The sequence below is a fragment of the Rhodococcus sp. LW-XY12 genome, assembly GCF_019317345.1.
GTDB classification, from domain to species: Bacteria; Actinomycetota; Actinomycetes; order Mycobacteriales; family Mycobacteriaceae; genus Rhodococcus; species Rhodococcus pyridinivorans.
On sequence record NZ_CP079225.1, the window covers coordinates 4,491,581 to 4,508,951 of the forward strand.

Genomic DNA, 17,371 nt, shown 5'->3' on the forward strand with positions numbered 1-17,371 from the left:
CGAGGCGACCCGCAGAGCGGGTCGCCTCGGGTGTTTCCGGGGTCAGCTGCCGTTGAAGAACTTCCGCAGCCGCGTGGACAGCGGATGGGTGACGTTGAAGCTCCCGCCGCGGACCTTGCCTGTCACCACGACGTGCAGCGGTCCGTACGGCGCTCCGCCGCGCACCTTCGACGACACGCTCGACGCGACGTTCTCGACGCCGTTGACGTCGGCCGTGGCCTCGGCGGGGAGCACGATGTTGATCGAGCTGAGGTAGTCGCTCACGTCGATCCGCACGACCTGCGTCTGCATCACCGCTTCGGTGAAATCGAGGGTCACGGAGGACGCGACGGTGTCGAGAACGACGGCGGGCGGCACGTGCCAGCGACCCTTGCGTTCGATGCCGGAGACGCGGCCCTTGATCACGAGAGGAGCGCCCTGGCCGGTCGCGGGGAAAGCAGCTGCACTCGGCGCGGGGTAGCCGGCCGCACTCGGCGCCGGATAGTGCGCCTGCGACATGCCCGGCAGATTCTGCTCCTGGAACTCGGGCCGGATCTGGATACCGGGCAGGTCGACGAGCACCTGGTTCAGGTCGCCTCGGGTCTTGGCCGCGAGGACGGTGTCCATCCGTTCGGTGAACTCCCCGAGCGAGAGCATTCCCTGCCCGACCGCCCGCTGCAGAAGTTCGCCGACGTGCTCGCGCTCGGCGTCCGACACCCGCAGATCCTTCGGTTCCATGCCCTGAGCTTAACGGGACGAACGGTATGCCTCCGAAGTCGTCGGAGCCACTGTGCGGAGCGCTATTCGAGGCCCTGTTCGATGACGTAGCGGGTGAGTTCGACGCGGTTGGCGAGCTGCAGTTTGCGTAGCGCCGCTTGGACGTGGTTCTCCACCGTGCGGTGGCTGAGCGTCAGTCGCGCTGCGATCTGTTTCGCCGACAACCCTTTCGCGACGAGACGCAACACTTCGGTCTCCCGGCCGGTCAGGGTCGGTGGGGGTCTCCGGTCGGCGACGTCGTTCGACATCCGGCGGTACTCGCCGAGCACGAGCCCGGCCAGTCCGGGGGTGAAGACGGCCTGTCCCCGCGCGGTCGCGAGGACGGCGTCGACGAGTTCGTGCACCGAGGCGCTCTTCACGAGATAGCCGGACGCGCCCGCCTTGACCGCGCCGAGGACGTCGTCGCGTTCGGAGGACGCCGACAGGACCAGCACCCGGCTGTCCGGGGAGACCTCGAGGACCGCGCGGGTCGCCTCGGTGCCGGTGCCGTCGGGCATCGCCATGTCCATGAGCACGACGTCGGGGCGGACGACGGCGGCACGGCGCGCGGCGCTCGCGACACCGTCGGCCTCGGCGACGACGGTGAACCCGGCCTCCTCGAGGTCACGTCCGACGGCGTTGCGCCAGATCGGGTGGTCGTCGACCACCATCACGCTGACGGTGCTGCGTTCCTCTGTGCTGTTCTCGTGTGTTTCCGCGCTGATCTCGGCCACTCATTCCCCTTCGGTACCCGGATCTCCCATTCGGTTCCTTCGCCTACATCGCTGTCGAGCAGTGCGACGCCGCCGAGCCATTCCGCTCGCCCGACGATCGACTTGGACACCCCCATGCGTCCCTGTTCGCGAGCTTCGTCGAGTCTGCCCGGTTCGATCCCGACGCCGTCGTCCCGGATGCTGAGTACGATCTCGTCGCCGAGATCCTCGAGGAGGATGTAGGCGGCGGCACCGGCGCCGGCGTGCAGTTGCGTGTTCGACAGCGCCGCTGTCGTGAGCGCCGCGAGTTCCTCCGCTCGATCCCGCGGGATCATGATCGGGCCGGCGGGGGCGGACACCGTCGCACCGGTCCCGGCCCTGGCCCGGACGAGGGCGGTGAGGTCGGCATGCTCACCGCCGCGGTCGACGTCGGTGTCCTGTTCGGAGATCAGCTGCCGCAGCGCGGTCTCCTGTTCGCGGGCCAACTCGGCGAGTTCCGTCGCATCACCGCCCAGCTCGAGTCCGCGCCGCTGCACGAGCGCGAGCACCTGCAGCACGCCGTCGTGCACCTGCCGGGCGAGCCGGTCCCGTTCCTCGGTGGCCGCTGCCACGCGCACGGCCTGCTCGAGTTGCCGGTGCGCACTGCGCGCGGTGGTGGTGGCGAAACCCATTGCCACACCGCACGCGACGAGCACCGGCGCCGTCGCGTCGCGCCACAGGTCGAGGTTGATCTGGTCGCGCACCACCGCGCTGACGACGGACATCAGCAGCGCCGAGCCGATGCCCGTGAGCGGACCGCCGAGGATCGCGGCCGACAGCACGGCGTTGGCGACCCACAGCGTGGTGGGCATGGTCTGGTGGTTGCTGTACCAGTCGTGGTCGGCGACCAGCCGGGTCGCCGCCATCAACGCGACGGCGAGGATCTGGTCCACCACGGTGACCGTGCGGCGCAGTCGTGCCTCGCGGGAGAGCAACACCGCCGAGACGAGCGACCACGTCACGAGCACCCCGGTGAAGAACCACGACAAGCCCGGACGGGTGTAGTTCACGACGGTCGAGAACTGCGATCCCACCGCATATGCGACGGTCACGAGCCGGAAGACCTGGGCGGCCCGCCACAGGGGTGCATCCGCGTCGGGACCGGTCGGAGGCGGCCTCATGTGTACGTTTCGCACCTTTCGTCACAGTAGGTGGGGCGAGTGAATCCAACCACTCCGCGCCTCCAACAGTGACCGCCCCATCCTGTGACCGTCCGCACAGTGGTTTGATTTGAAGTCGTGCTGAGGTCGTACCGAGCTGTCGCCGCCACCTTGCGGAGTCGTTGGCCGCTCTACATGGTCTCCATGGGCGCGTCGAACCTGTTCGGTGCGATGCTCGTGTTCGCCTTCGTCCGGTACGGCGTCCCCATCGCCGAGACCGACGCCATCATCGCGGATCGGGTCCGCAACTTCGCGGTCTTCGCGGTGTACCTGGTCTTCGCCGGCATCGTGAGCCTCGGCGCCGCAGCGATCACGCTGCGCTCTGTCGTCCGGTGGCAGCTCCGCGGCGGCCCGCCCACCCGGGCCGAACAGATGGCGGCCCTGCACGCCCCGCTGCGACAGGCGATCGTGCACCTCGGTCTGTGGCTGCTCGGCGGCGTGCTCTTCGTCTTCCTCACCGCCGAGGAGATGCCGTCGCTCGCGGTGGCGGTCTCGGTCACCGTCGCGATGGCCGCGACCAGCACCTTCGGTTTCACCTACATGCTCGGTGAACGCATCCTGCGGCCGGTCGCCGCGCGGGCGCTGAGCGAGGGGAACTTCGACCGGACGATGGCTCCCGGCGTCGGCACGCGCCTGGCCATGACCTGGGGCCTGGGCACGCTCATGCCGGTCGCCGGGATCGTGCTGCTGTGCGTGACGCAGTTGAGCGCCAACACCGACTTCGACGCCGACGCGCTCGCCCTGTCCGTGCTCGCCCTCGCGGTGACGTCGATCGGTCTCGCGCTCGTGTTGTCGCTGCTGACGTCGGCGCAGATCTCCGACCCGATCAAGCAGTTGCGCTGGGCGATCGAACGCGTGCAGCGCGGCGCCTCGGGAGTGCAGGTCGAGGTGTTCGACGGCAGTGAGATCGGACGCCTACAGGTCGGCTTCAACCGCATGATGGCCGAGTCCGACGAACGCCGGCGTCTGCGGGAGTTGTTCGGTCAGCACGTCGGTGAGGACGTCGCGCGCCGGGCCCTGCAGTACGGCACCGAGCTCGGTGGTGAGACGCGCTACGTCGCGGTGCTGTTCGTCGACATGGTGGGTTCGACGGCGACGGCCGCCGAGCGCCCACCGAGCGAGGTCGTCGAACTGCTCAACGAGTTCTTTCGTGTCGTCGTCGAGGTGGTCGACCATCATCACGGCTTCGTCAACAAGTTCATGGGCGACGCGGCATTGGTGATCTTCGGCGCTCCCCTCGACCGGCCGGACGCCCCCACGGCGGCGCTCGCGGCGGCCCGCGAACTGCGTTTCGCTCTGGACGAGATCACCGGACTCGATGTCGGGATCGGCGTGTCGGCGGGACTCGCGGTGGCCGGCAACATCGGCGCGGCGGAGCGCTTCGAGTACACGGTGATCGGCGACCCGGTCAACGAGGCCTCGCGCCTGACCGAGCTGGCGAAACTGCGTCCGAGTAGGGTTCTCGCGTCGTCGAGCGCGTTGTACTTCGCGGACGACGAGGAGCGCAGCCACTGGGAACTCGGCGACGAGGTGCAGCTTCGCGGCCGGCGGCGGATGACCCATCTCGCATGGCCGGTTCGCTATCCCGGAGCCCCCGGAGAAGCGAACGGGACGGACGAATCGAACACTTCGACGGACGAGTGACGGTCCGTCCCGCGACACCCGCGAACGACGCGGAACGGCCACAGCGCCCTCTTCGTGACCCGAGGGTCGGTTACGGTGAACAGCGTGGCGCAGCCGCACGACGATCCTCCATGCCCCGACGCCACGCCGCGTCGGGGCTCGTTCCGGTGGATCAAGTGGGTGTCGGCGATCGCCCTCGTGGCTCTGCTGACGGTCGAGGCGATCTACCTGTGGCCGACGATGAGCGACTCGTGGCGCGCGGTCACGGAGATGCACTGGGGCTGGTTCGCGGCGGCCGTGCTGGCGCAGATGATCTCCCTCAGCGGCTTCGCGGGAGTGCAGCAGCGACTGCTCCGCGCCGGCGGGGTGCGCGTCGGGCACTGGCGTTCGGCGTCGGTGATCTACGGCAGCACGGCGATGGCGGTGACCCTGCCCGCAGGTCCGGTCTTCTCCACGGCCTTCACCTACAAGCAGACCCGCAAGTGGGGTGCGACCCCCGTGGTCGCCTCGTGGCAACTCGCGGTTTCCGGCGTCATCGCGGCCGTGACCCTGGCGTCGGTGGGCATGATCGGTGCGTTCGCGGTGGGCAGCCGGATCAGCCCCGTCACTCTCGTGTTGTCGCTCGCGGGCGCGATCGCGTTGATTTTCGGCCTGCGGTACGTCGCGAAGAACCCCACGTCGATCGAGGCGGCGGGCACGTGGGTGCTCCGTCGGGTCAACCGCATCACGAGGAAGCCGAGGGACACCGGCTTCGACGTCTTCGAACGCACCCTCGCGCAGCTCGAGTCCGTCGAACTCGCGCGTCGCGACGGTGTGGCCGCGGTGGCGTGGTCGGCCGTGCACCGTGCAGCCGATGTCGCGTGCCTCGGACTGGCGTGCTGGGCTGTCGGCGGCTCTCCGTCGGTGGCGGGGTTGTTCATCGCGTTCGCGGCGGCGAAGGCCGTGGGCAGCGTGCCGCTCGCACCGGGCGGCCTCGGATTCGTGGACGGCACCCTCATCGCGACGCTCACCGCTGCCGGGCTGAGCGCGTCGCAGTCGCTGGCAGCGGTCTTCGTGTATCGGATGGTGAGCTTCGCGTTCGTGGCCCTGGCGGGCTGGGCCACCGTCGCCGCGATGTACCGGGGCAACGGACCCGACGAGATCGATCCGATCGCCGAGCGCGCAGAACACGAGCGCAGCACCCTGGAGCGGCGGCGTCGTCCGGTCGAGAATCCCGAGCCGGCGTGATCCACCTCACGATGTAGTTGCGCATGCAACTATTTGGTGGCATGATTGTCGACAAGCAGTTGAAAGTTTGACCATCGAGGAGGACCACCATGACGACCACCACCACCACCTTCCCCGGCCTGACCACCGGCACCTGGGCCATCGATCCCGTCCACTCGAACGTGGGCTTCACCGTCCGGCACCTCGTCGTCAGCAAGGTTCGCGGCACCTTCGAGAACTTCTCCGGCGCCATCACCGTCGCCGAGGACGGCACCGCATCGGTGAACGCCGAGATCGACGTCAAGTCGATCAACACCAAGAACGCCGACCGCGACGCGCACATCCGCTCCGCCGACTTCTTCGACGCCGAGCAGTTCCCCGTCGCCACCTTCACCTCGACCGACGTGCGTGCCGACGGTGATAACTACATCGTCACGGGCGACTTCACGCTCCACGGCGTCACCCGCCCGGTCGACCTGAAGCTCGAGTTCAACGGCGTCAACCCCGGCATGGGCCAGGGCCCGGTCGCCGGCTTCGAGGCCACCACCGTCATCAACCGCAAGGATTTCGGCATCAGCATCGAAATGCCGCTCGAAGGCGGCGGAGCCGTCGTCGGCGACAAGATCACCATCACCCTCGAGATCGAGGCCGTCCTGCAGGCCTGACCCCTCTCGCACAGACAGCGCCCCTGCTCCGGCAGGGGCGCTGCCGCGTTCCACCCGCTCTACCGGTCCGGATCGTGCTCGAGAGCACGCGCCGGAGATTCCGACGCGCCCCGCGCCGCCGCTACTCTGGACCCGTGAAGAAGTACATCCCGGCGTTGGCGATCGACGTCGTTCTCGTCGTCGTATTCGCCGTGCTCGGTCGTTCCAGTCACGACGAAGTGCTCGATCTCGTGGGGCTCGCAGGAACGGCGTGGCCGTTCCTCGGCGGCCTCACCGTCGGATGGTTCTTCACCGCGTGGCTCTACCGCGACAAGTTCGACGCCTTCGCGGCCGTTCCCACCGGACTGCTCGTGTGGGTGAGCACCCTCGTCGTGGGGATGCTGCTGCGGGCCGTCACCGGTCAGGGCACCGCAACCGCCTTCATCATCGTCGCGACGATCTTCTTGGGCCTGTTCCTGGTGGGCTGGCGCGTGGTCGTCGGACTGCTCCAGCACCGCAAGGTCGACGCTCACTGACCTCGCCGAGGTCGACCGGTACCGACCCTCCGGTCGCAGCTCTCGCACTCGCACGCGAAGTGTGATCTGCGACCGCGGGATACGCGAATTTTTCGCGCTCGCGCCCCGTGCGGTGGAACAGTGGAGATCATGTCCACGCTGGAACCACCTACTCTGACCGGGTCGCGATCCGACCATCGGTTCTTCGGTCAGCCACTACCCCTGGCCAACCTGTTCGGTGTCGAGATGTGGGAGCGATTCTCCTTCTACGGCATGCAGGGCATCCTGATCTACTACCTGTACTACTCGGCATCCGAGGGCGGGCTGGGGATCAGCCAGGGGGCTGCGACCTCCATCGTCGGCGCCTACGGCGGCACGGTCTACCTGTCGACGATTCTCGGGGCGTGGATCGCCGACCGGCTGCTGGGTTCCGAACGGACCCTGTTCTACAGCGCCGTGCTCATCATGTTCGGCCACATCGCGCTCGCGGTGCTGCCCGGTTTCGTCGGGGTGGGTATCGGCCTGGTGCTGGTCGCGTTCGGTAGCGGTGGTCTGAAGGCCACGGCGACGTCGATCGTCGGCGATCTCTACGACGAGCAGGACCCGCGACGCGACGCCGGTTTCTCCATCTTCTACATGGGCGTGAACATCGGCGCGCTCGTCGGCCCGCTGCTCACCGGCTTCCTACAGACGCGTTACGGCTTCCACTGGGGCTTCGGTCTCGCCGCGGTCGGCATGTTCCTCGGCCTGCTGCAGTACACGATCTACCGCAAGCATCTCGGCGACATCGGCAAGGTGCCACCCCATCCGCTTCCCGCCGAGACGCGCACGAAAGCCGCCGGGATCGGTCTGGTCGCCGTGGTCCTCATCGCGGTCGCCGCGCTGACCGGCCTCGTCACGACGAGCAACATGTCCGACATCGTCGTCGCCCTGACCATCATCGCGACGATCACCTACTTCGTCCTCATGCTGTCGAGCAAGCAGATCACGCCGGTCGAGCGCAGCCGGGTGCTGTCGTTCATCCCGATGTTCATCGCGAGCGCGGTGTTCTGGTCGCTCTTCCAGCAACAGTTCACGATGGTCGCCGTCTACGCCGACACACGCCTGGACCGTAATCTGTTCGGGTGGGAGTTCCCGCCGTCCTGGGTGCAGTCGATCAACCCGGTCTTCATCATCCTGTTCGCGGGTGTCTTCGCCGCCGTGTGGACCAAACTCGGACCGCGTCAGCCCTCGTCGCCCATCAAGTTCGCCGCAGGCACGATCATCATGGGCATCGCCTTCCTGTGCTTCATCCCCATGGCCGGTGGCGGCCCCAACAGCGCTCCGCTGCTCGGACTGGTCTTCATCCTGCTGCTGTTCACCTTCGCCGAGCTGTTCCTGTCCCCCGTCGGACTGTCGCTGTCGACGAAGCTCGCGCCGAAGAACTTCCACACGCAGATGGTCGCGTTGTTCTACCTGTCCGTCGCATGCGGTACGGCCATGGCCGGCACCCTCGCGGGGTTCTACGACGAGAACAACGAGGTGCCGTACTACCTGTGGATCGGCGGAGCGTCGATCGCAGTGGGCATCGTGCTGGCCCTCTTCGCGCCGCACATCAAAAAGCTCATGCACGGCGTGCAGTAGCCACCACTGCACAGGACGCTGCTCAGCGGAGAGCGAGCCATACCGCCAACCCGAACCCTGCGAGCGCGACACCCACGCGCAGCAGGTTCGGGGGTATGCGCCGCACGAGCGGCGGACCGCAGTAGCCACCCGCGAACGCGCCGACGGCCATGGCGGCCGCCGCACCCCAGTGCACGGGTCCGAAGACTGCGAACCCGATCGCCGCGACCAGGTTGGCGACGCCGAGCAGGTAGCTCTTGAGGATGCTCGCGCGCCAAATCTGCTCGGACGTGCAGATAAGCACCAGCGCGTAGAAGACGACGCCGGCGCCGGCACCGAAGTATCCGCCGTAGACCGCGACGACGAAGACCGCCACGGAGAACACCCGCGGCAGGTCGCGACCGCCGGCCAGGGTGCGGATGCGTGGTTGGAGCAGCAGCGCGAGAGCGGCGAGCGCGACGAAACCCGGAACGATCGCCTCGAACGAGTCGGGCGGCGCGACGAGCAGGACAGCCGCGCCGACCACGCCGCCGAGCGCGGCGTAGAGCGTCCACCACCACACGCGGGGGCCGGTGTCGACGACCTCCTGCGCCGAATTGGTCAGCGCCCCGACACCCACACCGACCATCGCGACGGTGTTGGTGACGTTCGCCGCGACCGGCGGGAGGCCGACGGCGAGCAACGCCGGATACGAGACGATCGACGCCAGGCCGGTGACGAACCCGACGACACCCGCGAAGAATCCGGCAACCACGAGCAGTGCCAGGTCGAGGACGGTCACGGTCGCTCAACGTACCTGTACGCCGCGGACCGGCCTCCGGCCGATCAGCGCACCATGGACCGGCCTCCGGCCGATCACTCCCCGAGCAGGGGTTCTCCGAGCTTGCGCAGGAAGGTGTCGGCCATCTTGATCGCGCGGTCGCCGCCGTCGGCATCGGCGACGAAGACCGCGAAGGCCAGGTCGCCGCCGGTGTAGCCGAAGAACCAGCGGTCCTCACCGCTCGCCGCGGCGATACCCGCGAGACCGGCGTGTCCGCGGAGGAAGGACGCCGGACCGTTCTGCACGTTGTCGATCATCATGCCGCGCAGGGCGTCGATCACAGAACCGGGCAGCGCCTCGGGGGCGTCGTGGACGACCGTCTCCTGGCCCTGCACGAGCGTCGGGGCAGCGACGCTGCCCCGTGCGACCGAGGCGGCCAGCACCGCGGCGCCGAGCGGCGTGATCAGGTTCTCGTCGGAATCCGATCCAGCGAACTGGACAACTCCGGAGCGGTTGTGCCCGATCTGCGAGGTCTCGAACTCGAAGCCCGGCACGTCGTAGTCGACGCCGAGGCCGAGGCGACGGGCGGTCGAGGCGACGTCATCGGATCCCACGTCGTTCGGATCGACGCCGCGCTCGAGGCCGGCCGCGAGCCGGACCGGATCGAGAACGCCGCCGGCCGGGTAGAGACCGTGGGTGATGACGGGACCGAGTTCCATGGCCCAGTTGTTGACGTCGGCGGCGAGGATGCCACCGGTCGAGGGCTGGATGGCGACCACCGCGGCCGGGGTACCTGCGGTGACGACCGCTTCCTTCGCGGCGAGCTGCACCTGGGAGTCGACGGTCGCCTGCAGGTCCGGAGGCGGCGGGCCCTGGAAGCCCGCCACCTGGATCGGGCCCTCCTCGGGATCCTCGAGGGTGACCGCCCAGCCTGCCGTCCGGTCGCGTTCGAGCTGCCAGGCCGAGCGCAGCGAGTCGAGCAGCGGCGTGGAGATCCGCCGATCGGCGCTGATCAGGGTGGGTGTCGTGAGCACCTCGACCCCGGGGATCGACACGATGCCGCCCTCGAGGAACTGGTAGTCCTGGTCGCGGAGCTTGACCGCGGTGATCCGGTTTCCGGGGTTCTCCGCCATCCGCTCCTGCATCAGCTGGGCGGTGATGACGGGTGCGACCGGCTCGAGAACCGCCGCGAGACGAGTGGTGGTGTCGACGGGGTCGGGCATCGCCGCCGGGTCGAGCACCACGGCGTTGATGGTCTGTTCCTCCATGAGGAGGCGGCCCGTGCGGTCGAAGATCTTCGGCGGCGCGGCGTCGGTGCGCACGTGGTGGACGGTGCGTCCGCCGGACAGGTCGGGGACGACGACCTCCGGGTCCCAGGACACACGCCAGCCGACGGCGAGCTTCCGCACCGAACCGGTGACCTGATACGACCAGTCCTTGCCCTCACCGAAATTCCAGCCGGCGGAGAGCGTGAAGTATCCCGAGTCGTCGTTGAGTTCGACCAGCTGGGTGACGTCGTAGTCGACGGTGCCGTCGGACAGACCGTCGTACATCTGCGAGATCGTTTCCTCCGCCGCGTTCGGGTAGGAGGTCAGGGCCGCCGCTGCGCCCGCATCACGATCGTCGAGGGCGGCAACGAAGTCGTCGACGAGGCGTTGCGCCTCGCTTCGAGAATCCGAGAACACAACCGTCGTCAGAGCGACGACAGCCACGACGAGGCACACGGCCAGCGCGACGATGCGCCCCCGCTTCCCCCGCCAATCACGAAATCTCATATGTAACAACCTTCACTTCAGTCACACGAGACACCAGCACGCGTTGTGCACGAACACATCACAATTGCGCCACCCGTCCTACCCCCTCAGCCATCGCCCCGCCGCCTCGACGGCAGGGGCGGAGCCGTCCGCCCCCGACACGAACACCGCAAAGGCAAGATTATCCTGTGATCCGATAAACCAGCCGTGCGCCCCGACGTTGTCACCGTACTCCGCCGTCCCCGTCTTCCCCGCCAGATCGGGAATGTCGCGCAACGTGCCGGCTGTACCCTCGATCACAGTCTCGCGCATCATCTCTCGCAGTGCCGTCAGCACGTCCCCGGGCATCGGTTCGGCCTCCCGATCCGCGGTCGCCGGCTGCCCCTCCACGATCGTCGGAACCGGCGTGCGGCCGTTCGCCGCCGAGGCTGCGACCAGCGCCATCCCGAAAGGCGACGCCGTCACCCGACCTTGTCCGATCGCTGCCTCCACGCGGGCAGCATCGGTGTCTGCGACCGGCACGTTACCCGTGACCGTGACGAGACCGGGCGTGACGTAATCGATGCCGAGACCGAAGCGTTCCGCGGTGGCGCGCAGGGCGTCGGGCGGCAGGTCCAGAGCGAGCTGCCCCATGGTCGTATTGCACGAGAACGCGAACGCGGTGTGCAGCGGCACGGGGCCGAGATCGAAGTTCTCGTCGTTCGGGATCGTTCGGGAGCCGACCGATGCGACGCCCGGGCACGGCAGCACGGTGTCGGGTTCGGCGAGCCCGGCATCGAGCGCCGCCGCCGTCGTCACCACCTTGAACGTCGACCCCGGCGGATAGAGGCCGGTCGCGGCGATCGGCCCCTCGGCGTCGGCCGCGTCGTTCTGGGCCATCGTGCGGATCGCGCCCGTCGAGGGTTCGATCCCGACGATCACCGCGGGCGTGTCGAAACCCGCGAGGACCTCCTCGGCCCGTCGCTGCAGGTCGAGGTCGATCGCGCTGGTCAGGTCGGGTGCCTCCGGTCCGGCTTCGCCAGCGACCTGGCTCGTCGTGCCGTCCGCCGCGACCCGCCGGATCACCCAGCCGGCCGAGGCGTCCTGCCCCTCCTGCCACAGTTCGGCGAGGCCGGACCACACGGGCGAGGCGAGGTCGCGCTCGGTGGTGAGCAGACGGGTCTGCGGCACGAGCGTCACGCCGGGCAGCGCGGCGAGGCGATCCTCGATCGGTGCGAGGTCCTCCTCACGCAGCGTGATCACTCCCGCAGCGCCGCCGGCGGCCACCGCGACCTGCTCGGCGAGACTCTCCGCCGTGATCGTCGGAACGACCGTGGCCAGCACGGGAGCGACCGCGGCGGGATCGGCGGTGGCATCCAGGTTCACGACGGTGACGACCTGCTCCCCCATGAGCGGCCGCCCGGCCCGGTCGAAGATCGTCGGCGGGGCGCCGACGGTGGTCAGATACTCCAGCGACGCGCCGCCCGCCAGTTCCGGTGACAGCACCGTGGGGTCCCAGCGGACCCGCCACGCGTCGGCCTCGGGGTCCTCCGTCGCGCTGCCGGTGGTGCGGTACGACCAGTCGCGGCCCTCCCCGAAGCTCCACGTCACGTCGAGGTCGAAGGTGTCGCCGTCGCCCGTCCCCGCGACACTCACGGTCGGGTCGTCGTGGCCGAGGCCGGCGAAGAGGACATCGATCGCGGACTCCGCGGCCACCGGATCGGTGGTCAGCGCTGCCGCTCCGGAGACATCGCCGGCGTCGAGAGCGGCAGCGAACTCCTCCGCGATCGTCTCGGGCTGATCGGGGCCGAAGGCACACGCCGACAGCGACAGCACCGTGACTGTCGCGACTCCCATACCGATCAGTCGGATCCACACGGTCCCGATCATGCCTGCACTTTCGAGCCCGTGCCTGTTATCGCAGGTAGGAGTCGGGGTGAAATATTCGGTTGCATCCCGGACGGTGCGGGCTCACCATGGTGTTCGCATCCCGTACCCGTCGATCGGAGAAGTCCGTTGCTCCTGTGAGAGGTCCCGTCCCCCGCGCACGCGCGCAATCGACCCTCACCCTTCGGGAGCCATCATGTCTTCATCCGGTATCACGCTGTCCGCACTCTCCTACGCCCATCCGGACGGCACCATCGCCGTGCAGGATCTCGACGCCGTCGTCCCGGCGGGGCGGATCGGCCTGGTGGGACGCAACGGAAGTGGGAAGACCACCCTGCTCCGGTTGATCGCGGGTGAACTCCGCCCGACCTCCGGTTCGTCGACGGTGCGGGGACGGGTCGCCTACCTCCCTCAGGACGTGACCCTCGATCCGACGGTGCCGGTCGATTCCGTCCTCGGCATCGGAGATATCCGAAAGTCCCTGCGCCGCATCGAATCAGGATCGTTCGACGATCGGGACTTCGAGGTCGTAGCCGATCGGTGGGACATCGAGGACCGCGCTCTTGCGCTCATGCATCGCGTCGGCCTCGACCGGATCCTGCACGACGTCGGGGATTTCGACCGCACCGTCGGTCAGCTCTCCGGCGGGGAGACGGTGCTGCTCGCCTTCACCGCACGCCTGCTCGACGAGCCGGACGCGCTGTTGCTCGACGAGCCGACGAACAATCTCGACGCCGACGGACGTGCGCGCCTGCAGGATGCGCTCGACCGGTTCCCCGGCACGGTGCTCGTCGCCGGGCACGACCGGGAACTGCTCGACCGCATGGACTCGATCGCCGAACTGCGCAACGGGGCTCTGCGCCTGTTCGGCGGCGGATTCAGCGAGTACGAACGGATCGTCGCGGAGGAGCAGGAGGCGGCACGGGCCGCAGTGCGGGACGCCCGTAACGACGTGCGGCGCCAGGCACGCGAATTGGCGGCGGCGCACGTCACGCTCGCCCGGCGGCAACGCTACGGGCAGAAGATGTACGAGCAGAAGCGCGAACCCAAGATCGTCATGGGCGCGCGCAAACGGCAGGCGCAGGAATCCGCCGGGCGATTCCGCCGTGAGCACGAGGAGGATCTGACCACTGCACGGGAGAACCTCGATCGCGCGAAGGACGCCGTGCGCGACGATCCGGAGATCCGCATCGACCTGCCCGGAACCGCGGTTCCACCCGGCCGGCGTGTGGCGGACGCACCGCTCGAGATCGTCGGGCCGGAACGGATCGCGCTGCGCGGCCCCAACGGGTCGGGGAAGACGACCCTGCTGCACCGCATCGTCGAGGCGGAACCCCACGTTCCCTTCGCGTTGCTCCCGCAGCGGCTCGACATCTTCGACGACGATCGTTCGGTCGCGGAGAACGCCGAGGATCGTGCGCCACACCTGACTCCGCAGCAGGTGCGGGCACGTCTGGCGCGCTTCCTGTTCCGCGGCCGGCACGCCGAGGTCGCCGTTGGGGCACTGTCGGGTGGGGAACGACTGCGGGCCGCGCTCGCGATCGTGCTCGCGGCCGATCCCGCTCCGCAGTTGTTGCTGCTGGACGAGCCCACCAACAACCTCGACCTGGCCGGTCTCGCGCACCTGACCCAGGCCCTGCGTGCCTACAGCGGTGCGCTCGTGGTGGTCTCGCACGACGAACGATTCCTGGAGGAGGTGGAGGTGGATCGGTCGGTCGAGCTCGGGCGGTGAGCCGTTCGGCGATACTGCTGGGATGAGCCACGCGACGAATCCCGCCGACGGCACCCGGATCCGGTTCACCACGGCAGGTCCCGAGGGGGCACCGGTCGTGCTGCTGGTCCACGGCAGTGCCCTGTCGTCGGCGGTGTGGCGGGCCTTCGGCTACGTGAAGGCGCTCAGCGGGGATTTCCGGCTGGTCATGCCCGACCTGCGTGGGCACGGCCGCAGCGACACCCCTCACGACGAGGACGCCTACGCGATGGACGCGATCGTCGGGGACCTGCTGGCCGTCCTGGATGCGGCCGGGGTCGACCGGGTGCACTACGTCGGCTATTCGTTCGGCGCCCGTGCGGGACTCGCGCTCGCCGTCGACGCTCCGGACAGACTGCCGAGTCTGACGCTGCTCGGCGGGAGCGCACGCCCCCAGGCGGGATCGATGGACGCGATGTTCTTCCCCGGCACCGTCGACGTGCTCGAGCGCGAGGGCATGGACGGTTTCGTCCGTGCCTGGGAGGAGCGGCGTCGCACGCCGGTCGATCCCGCGACGCGCTCGGCCTTCCTGAAGAACGACGCGCAGGCTCTCGCCGCCTATTTCCGCCGGTCGGATCGGGAACCGGGGATCGACGACGAGATGCTCGCCGACATCGACGTGCCCGTGCTCGCCGTCGTCGGGTCGGACGATCGCCTGCGCGTGGAGGACACCCGCGCGTTGTCGCGCACCGTCCCCGGTGCGCGACTCGCGATCCTGCGCGGGGTGGACCATGCCGAGACGGTCTCGGCCGCGCTGCCTGCGGTCGAGACCTTTCTCTCGGCACGCGCCGGTCGGAAACCGACCGACACGCTCTGATGCTCAGGCCGGGCGCTCAGGCCGGGACGACGACCTGTTCCCGCGGTGTCATCGCCGGCACCGGCCGGGACTGCTGCGCCCTCCGGTGCGGTGCGACCGCGGCCTTCTCCTGCGCAACACGGGCCACCGCCTGCTGCCGGCCGGCTCCGGATGCCTCCGCGAGCAGCGCCGACACCGACCGCTTCATGACCTCGACGGCTTCGGGCACCGGCAAACGCAGTACGTCCCGCAGCGACACCCAGGTGGGCCAGGTCGTCGACACACCCAGCAGGTTCTCGATGTGGGTGCGGACGGTGCCGTCGACGCCCTCGAACTGGTCGGAGAACAACGCCCCGATCTCGTATCGCGCCCGGTCGAGATAACGCACGCGGTTGCGCTGCAACTCGCGCGAGAACGGCACCCGGATCTCGGACGACCGTGCGAACGGCGCGATGTATTCGAGCATCTCCGCCCGCTGCCTGCAGTAGGCGTCGATCCGCTCCTCGAGCGGCAGCGACGGATCGATCGGCTCGTAGGCGTCGACCTGGCGCCGCATCAGCTCGGCGCCGGTGACGGCGAACAATGTCTCGAGGTCGCCGAAGTGTCCCCACAACGATCGCAGGGACACCCCGGCCCGCGAGGCGATCTGCGCCCCTGTGGGTTTGAGCTCTCCCGCCCTGATGAGCGCGATATGAGCCTCTATGACGGCCTGCCGGGTGCGCTCTGCGCGAGCGCTCCTGCCGTCCGTCGTGACCGACGGCTTTTCGCCGTCCCTTCGTTCCGCGTACATCGCTCCCCCGATTTCCGCTCGGACTCCCCTCCGGACCGGTCGCTCCCCTCGTCGGCGACCGGCATAACTTTTCTCATGGCGAACAATAGTCGACACAGTGGGGGAATTGTCATCCCCCCCTCCGAAAATTGTCCTTTTTGCTAATTTCGAGCGGTCGTATTCAGGGCTTACTGTGCGAGCAATCCCTTCGCGATATGTGTTACTTGAATTTCGTTACTACCGGCGTAGATCATCAACGATTTCGCATCACGCGCAAGTTGTTCGACGCGATATTCGGCCATGTATCCGTTTCCTCCGAACAGCTGCACGGCCTCCATCGCCACCTCGGTCGCAGCCCGCGACGAGTACAGCTTCATCGCCGACGCCTCCGACAGGCTCACCGGCTTCCCCGCCTGCGTACGTTCGATCGCGCTGAAGACCATGTTGCGGACGTTCACCCGCGCGATCTCCATCTCGGCGAGCTTGAGCTGGATCAACTGGAACTGTGCGATCTCCTTGCCCCACAGCTTCCGCGACTTCGCGTACTCGGTGCACAGCTTCAGACACTGCTCGATGATGCCCAGGGCCAGATAGGCGATGCCGATACGTTCGGTGGCGAAGGATTCGCGCGCGCTGTCCTTGCCGTCGCTGCGACCGCCGTCCTCGGTCTCACCCAGCAGCCGGTCGCGGGTCAGGCGCACGTTGTCGAAGAACAGCTCGCCCGTCGGCGAGGAGTTCATGCCCATCTTCTTGAAGGGCGGGCTCTGGGTGAGCCCTTCCATGCCCTTGTCCAGCACGAATGCGAGCACCTTGCGGTCGCGGCGATCCACCGAGGAGTCGCCCTCGTCGAGCTTCGCGTACACGATGATCACGTCGGCGTACGGACCGTTGGTGATGAAGGTCTTCTGGCCGTTGAGGACGTAGTCCTCCCCGTCGCGGCGCACCGTCGTCTTCATCCCGCCGAAGGCGTCCGAACCCGAATCGGGTTCGGTGATCGCCCATGCTCCGACCTTCTCGAAGGTCACCAACTCGGGCAGCCATCGCTTCTTCTGCGCGAGGGTGCCGCGGCTGCGGATCGTGCCCGCGGTCAGGCCCAGGCTGACGCCCAGCGAGGCGATGAGCCCGAGGCTCACCCCGGCGATCTCGATGTTGAGCAACGCCGCCATCCCCGGCGACCCGCCGGTACCACCGGACGACCCCGAAGGCTTCTCTCCGCGTTCCTCTTTCGCGAGGGCGCGTTCGAGCGACTCACGGGCCATCTCGTCGATGCCGAAAGTCGCGTACAACTTCCGGATGATGTCGTACGGCGGCAGTTCTCCCGATTCGAGACTGTCGACGTGCGGGCGGATTTCCTTCTCGATGAAACCGCGAAGCGCATCGCGGAACATGAGGTCTGTGTCGGACCACTCGTACATGACGCAAATATAGAACGGGTTTCA

15 protein-coding genes are annotated in these 17,371 nt (G+C 68.2%); 7 read left to right on the forward strand and 8 right to left on the reverse strand.

Going from position 1 to position 17,371, the window contains the following annotated elements:
• Window positions 1–42: 42 nt before the first annotated feature.
• From KXC42_RS20535 to macS, 3 genes are all read right to left on the reverse strand, one after another.
• Entirely contained in the window at window positions 43–717 is a 675-nt protein-coding gene (locus KXC42_RS20535) for a DUF1707 domain-containing protein (RefSeq protein ID WP_006552701.1), read from the reverse strand.
• Window positions 718–779: 62 nt separating this feature from the next.
• Window positions 780–1,406: a response regulator transcription factor gene (locus KXC42_RS20540; RefSeq protein ID WP_006552702.1), complete on the reverse strand. Its 627-nt coding sequence runs from the start codon at window positions 1,404–1,406 to the stop codon at window positions 780–782.
• Window positions 1,406–2,608, reverse strand: coding sequence for a MacS family sensor histidine kinase (gene macS, locus KXC42_RS20545; RefSeq protein WP_024102063.1), 1,203 nt, complete (start codon window positions 2,606–2,608; stop codon window positions 1,406–1,408). The genes KXC42_RS20540 and macS overlap by 1 nt, the downstream gene beginning before the upstream one ends.
• 174 nt (window positions 2,609–2,782) lie before the next feature.
• On the opposite strand from macS, the gene KXC42_RS20550 reads away from it, so the two are divergent.
• The 5 genes from KXC42_RS20550 to KXC42_RS20570 all read left to right on the forward strand — a co-directional run bounded on the left by KXC42_RS20550 (window position 2,783) and on the right by KXC42_RS20570 (window position 8,258).
• A complete protein-coding gene (locus tag KXC42_RS20550; RefSeq protein WP_219129502.1) occupies window positions 2,783–4,291 on the forward strand; it encodes an adenylate/guanylate cyclase domain-containing protein in 1,509 nt (502 codons plus the stop codon).
• An 84-nt stretch (window positions 4,292–4,375) separates the two neighbouring features.
• Window positions 4,376–5,497, forward strand: coding sequence for a YbhN family protein (locus KXC42_RS20555; RefSeq protein ID WP_232237983.1), 1,122 nt, complete (start codon window positions 4,376–4,378; stop codon window positions 5,495–5,497).
• A gap of 89 nt (window positions 5,498–5,586) precedes the next feature.
• On the forward strand, window positions 5,587–6,141 hold the full coding sequence (locus tag KXC42_RS20560; RefSeq protein ID WP_219129503.1) for a YceI family protein: 555 nt from the start codon (window positions 5,587–5,589) through the stop codon (window positions 6,139–6,141).
• A gap of 134 nt (window positions 6,142–6,275) precedes the next feature.
• Entirely contained in the window at window positions 6,276–6,656 is a 381-nt protein-coding gene (locus KXC42_RS20565) for a DUF3054 domain-containing protein (protein WP_006552707.1), read from the forward strand.
• 129 nt (window positions 6,657–6,785) lie between these two features.
• Window positions 6,786–8,258, forward strand: a complete 1,473-nt coding sequence (locus KXC42_RS20570; protein WP_033096407.1) for a peptide MFS transporter — start codon at window positions 6,786–6,788, stop codon at window positions 8,256–8,258.
• 22 nt (window positions 8,259–8,280) lie between these two features.
• On the opposite strand, the gene KXC42_RS20575 is transcribed toward KXC42_RS20570, so the two are convergent.
• The 3 genes from KXC42_RS20575 to KXC42_RS20585 form a co-directional block, all read right to left on the reverse strand.
• Window positions 8,281–9,018 (reverse strand): sulfite exporter TauE/SafE family protein, encoded by a 738-nt coding sequence (locus KXC42_RS20575; RefSeq protein WP_071935777.1) that lies wholly within the window; start codon window positions 9,016–9,018, stop codon window positions 8,281–8,283.
• 74 nt (window positions 9,019–9,092) lie between these two features.
• Window positions 9,093–10,772 carry an NTF2-like N-terminal transpeptidase domain-containing protein gene (locus KXC42_RS20580; protein WP_071935778.1) on the reverse strand — a complete coding sequence of 560 codons (1,680 nt, stop codon included), beginning with the start codon at window positions 10,770–10,772 and terminating at the stop codon, window positions 9,093–9,095.
• 78 nt (window positions 10,773–10,850) lie between these two features.
• A complete protein-coding gene (locus KXC42_RS20585) occupies window positions 10,851–12,620 on the reverse strand; it encodes a penicillin-binding transpeptidase domain-containing protein (protein WP_219129504.1) in 1,770 nt (589 codons plus the stop codon).
• A gap of 193 nt (window positions 12,621–12,813) precedes the next feature.
• On the opposite strand from KXC42_RS20585, the gene KXC42_RS20590 reads away from it, so the two are divergent.
• Window positions 12,814–14,349 (forward strand): ABC-F family ATP-binding cassette domain-containing protein, encoded by a 1,536-nt coding sequence (locus KXC42_RS20590; RefSeq protein WP_219129505.1) that lies wholly within the window; start codon window positions 12,814–12,816, stop codon window positions 14,347–14,349.
• Window positions 14,350–14,371: 22 nt separating this feature from the next.
• The gene (locus KXC42_RS20595) at window positions 14,372–15,184 is read left to right on the forward strand and encodes an alpha/beta fold hydrolase (RefSeq protein ID WP_219129506.1); all 813 of its coding nucleotides are present in this window, start codon (window positions 14,372–14,374) and stop codon (window positions 15,182–15,184) included.
• A 16-nt stretch (window positions 15,185–15,200) separates the two neighbouring features.
• Here KXC42_RS20595 and KXC42_RS20600 read toward each other — a convergent pair whose 3' ends face one another.
• Together KXC42_RS20600 and KXC42_RS20605 are read right to left on the reverse strand one after the other, a co-directional pair.
• Entirely contained in the window at window positions 15,201–15,791 is a 591-nt protein-coding gene (locus KXC42_RS20600) for a hypothetical protein (protein ID WP_041803855.1), read from the reverse strand.
• A gap of 329 nt (window positions 15,792–16,120) precedes the next feature.
• The gene (locus KXC42_RS20605; RefSeq protein ID WP_033096324.1) at window positions 16,121–17,347 is read right to left on the reverse strand and encodes an acyl-CoA dehydrogenase family protein; all 1,227 of its coding nucleotides are present in this window, start codon (window positions 17,345–17,347) and stop codon (window positions 16,121–16,123) included.
• Window positions 17,348–17,371: the final 24 nt, after the last annotated feature.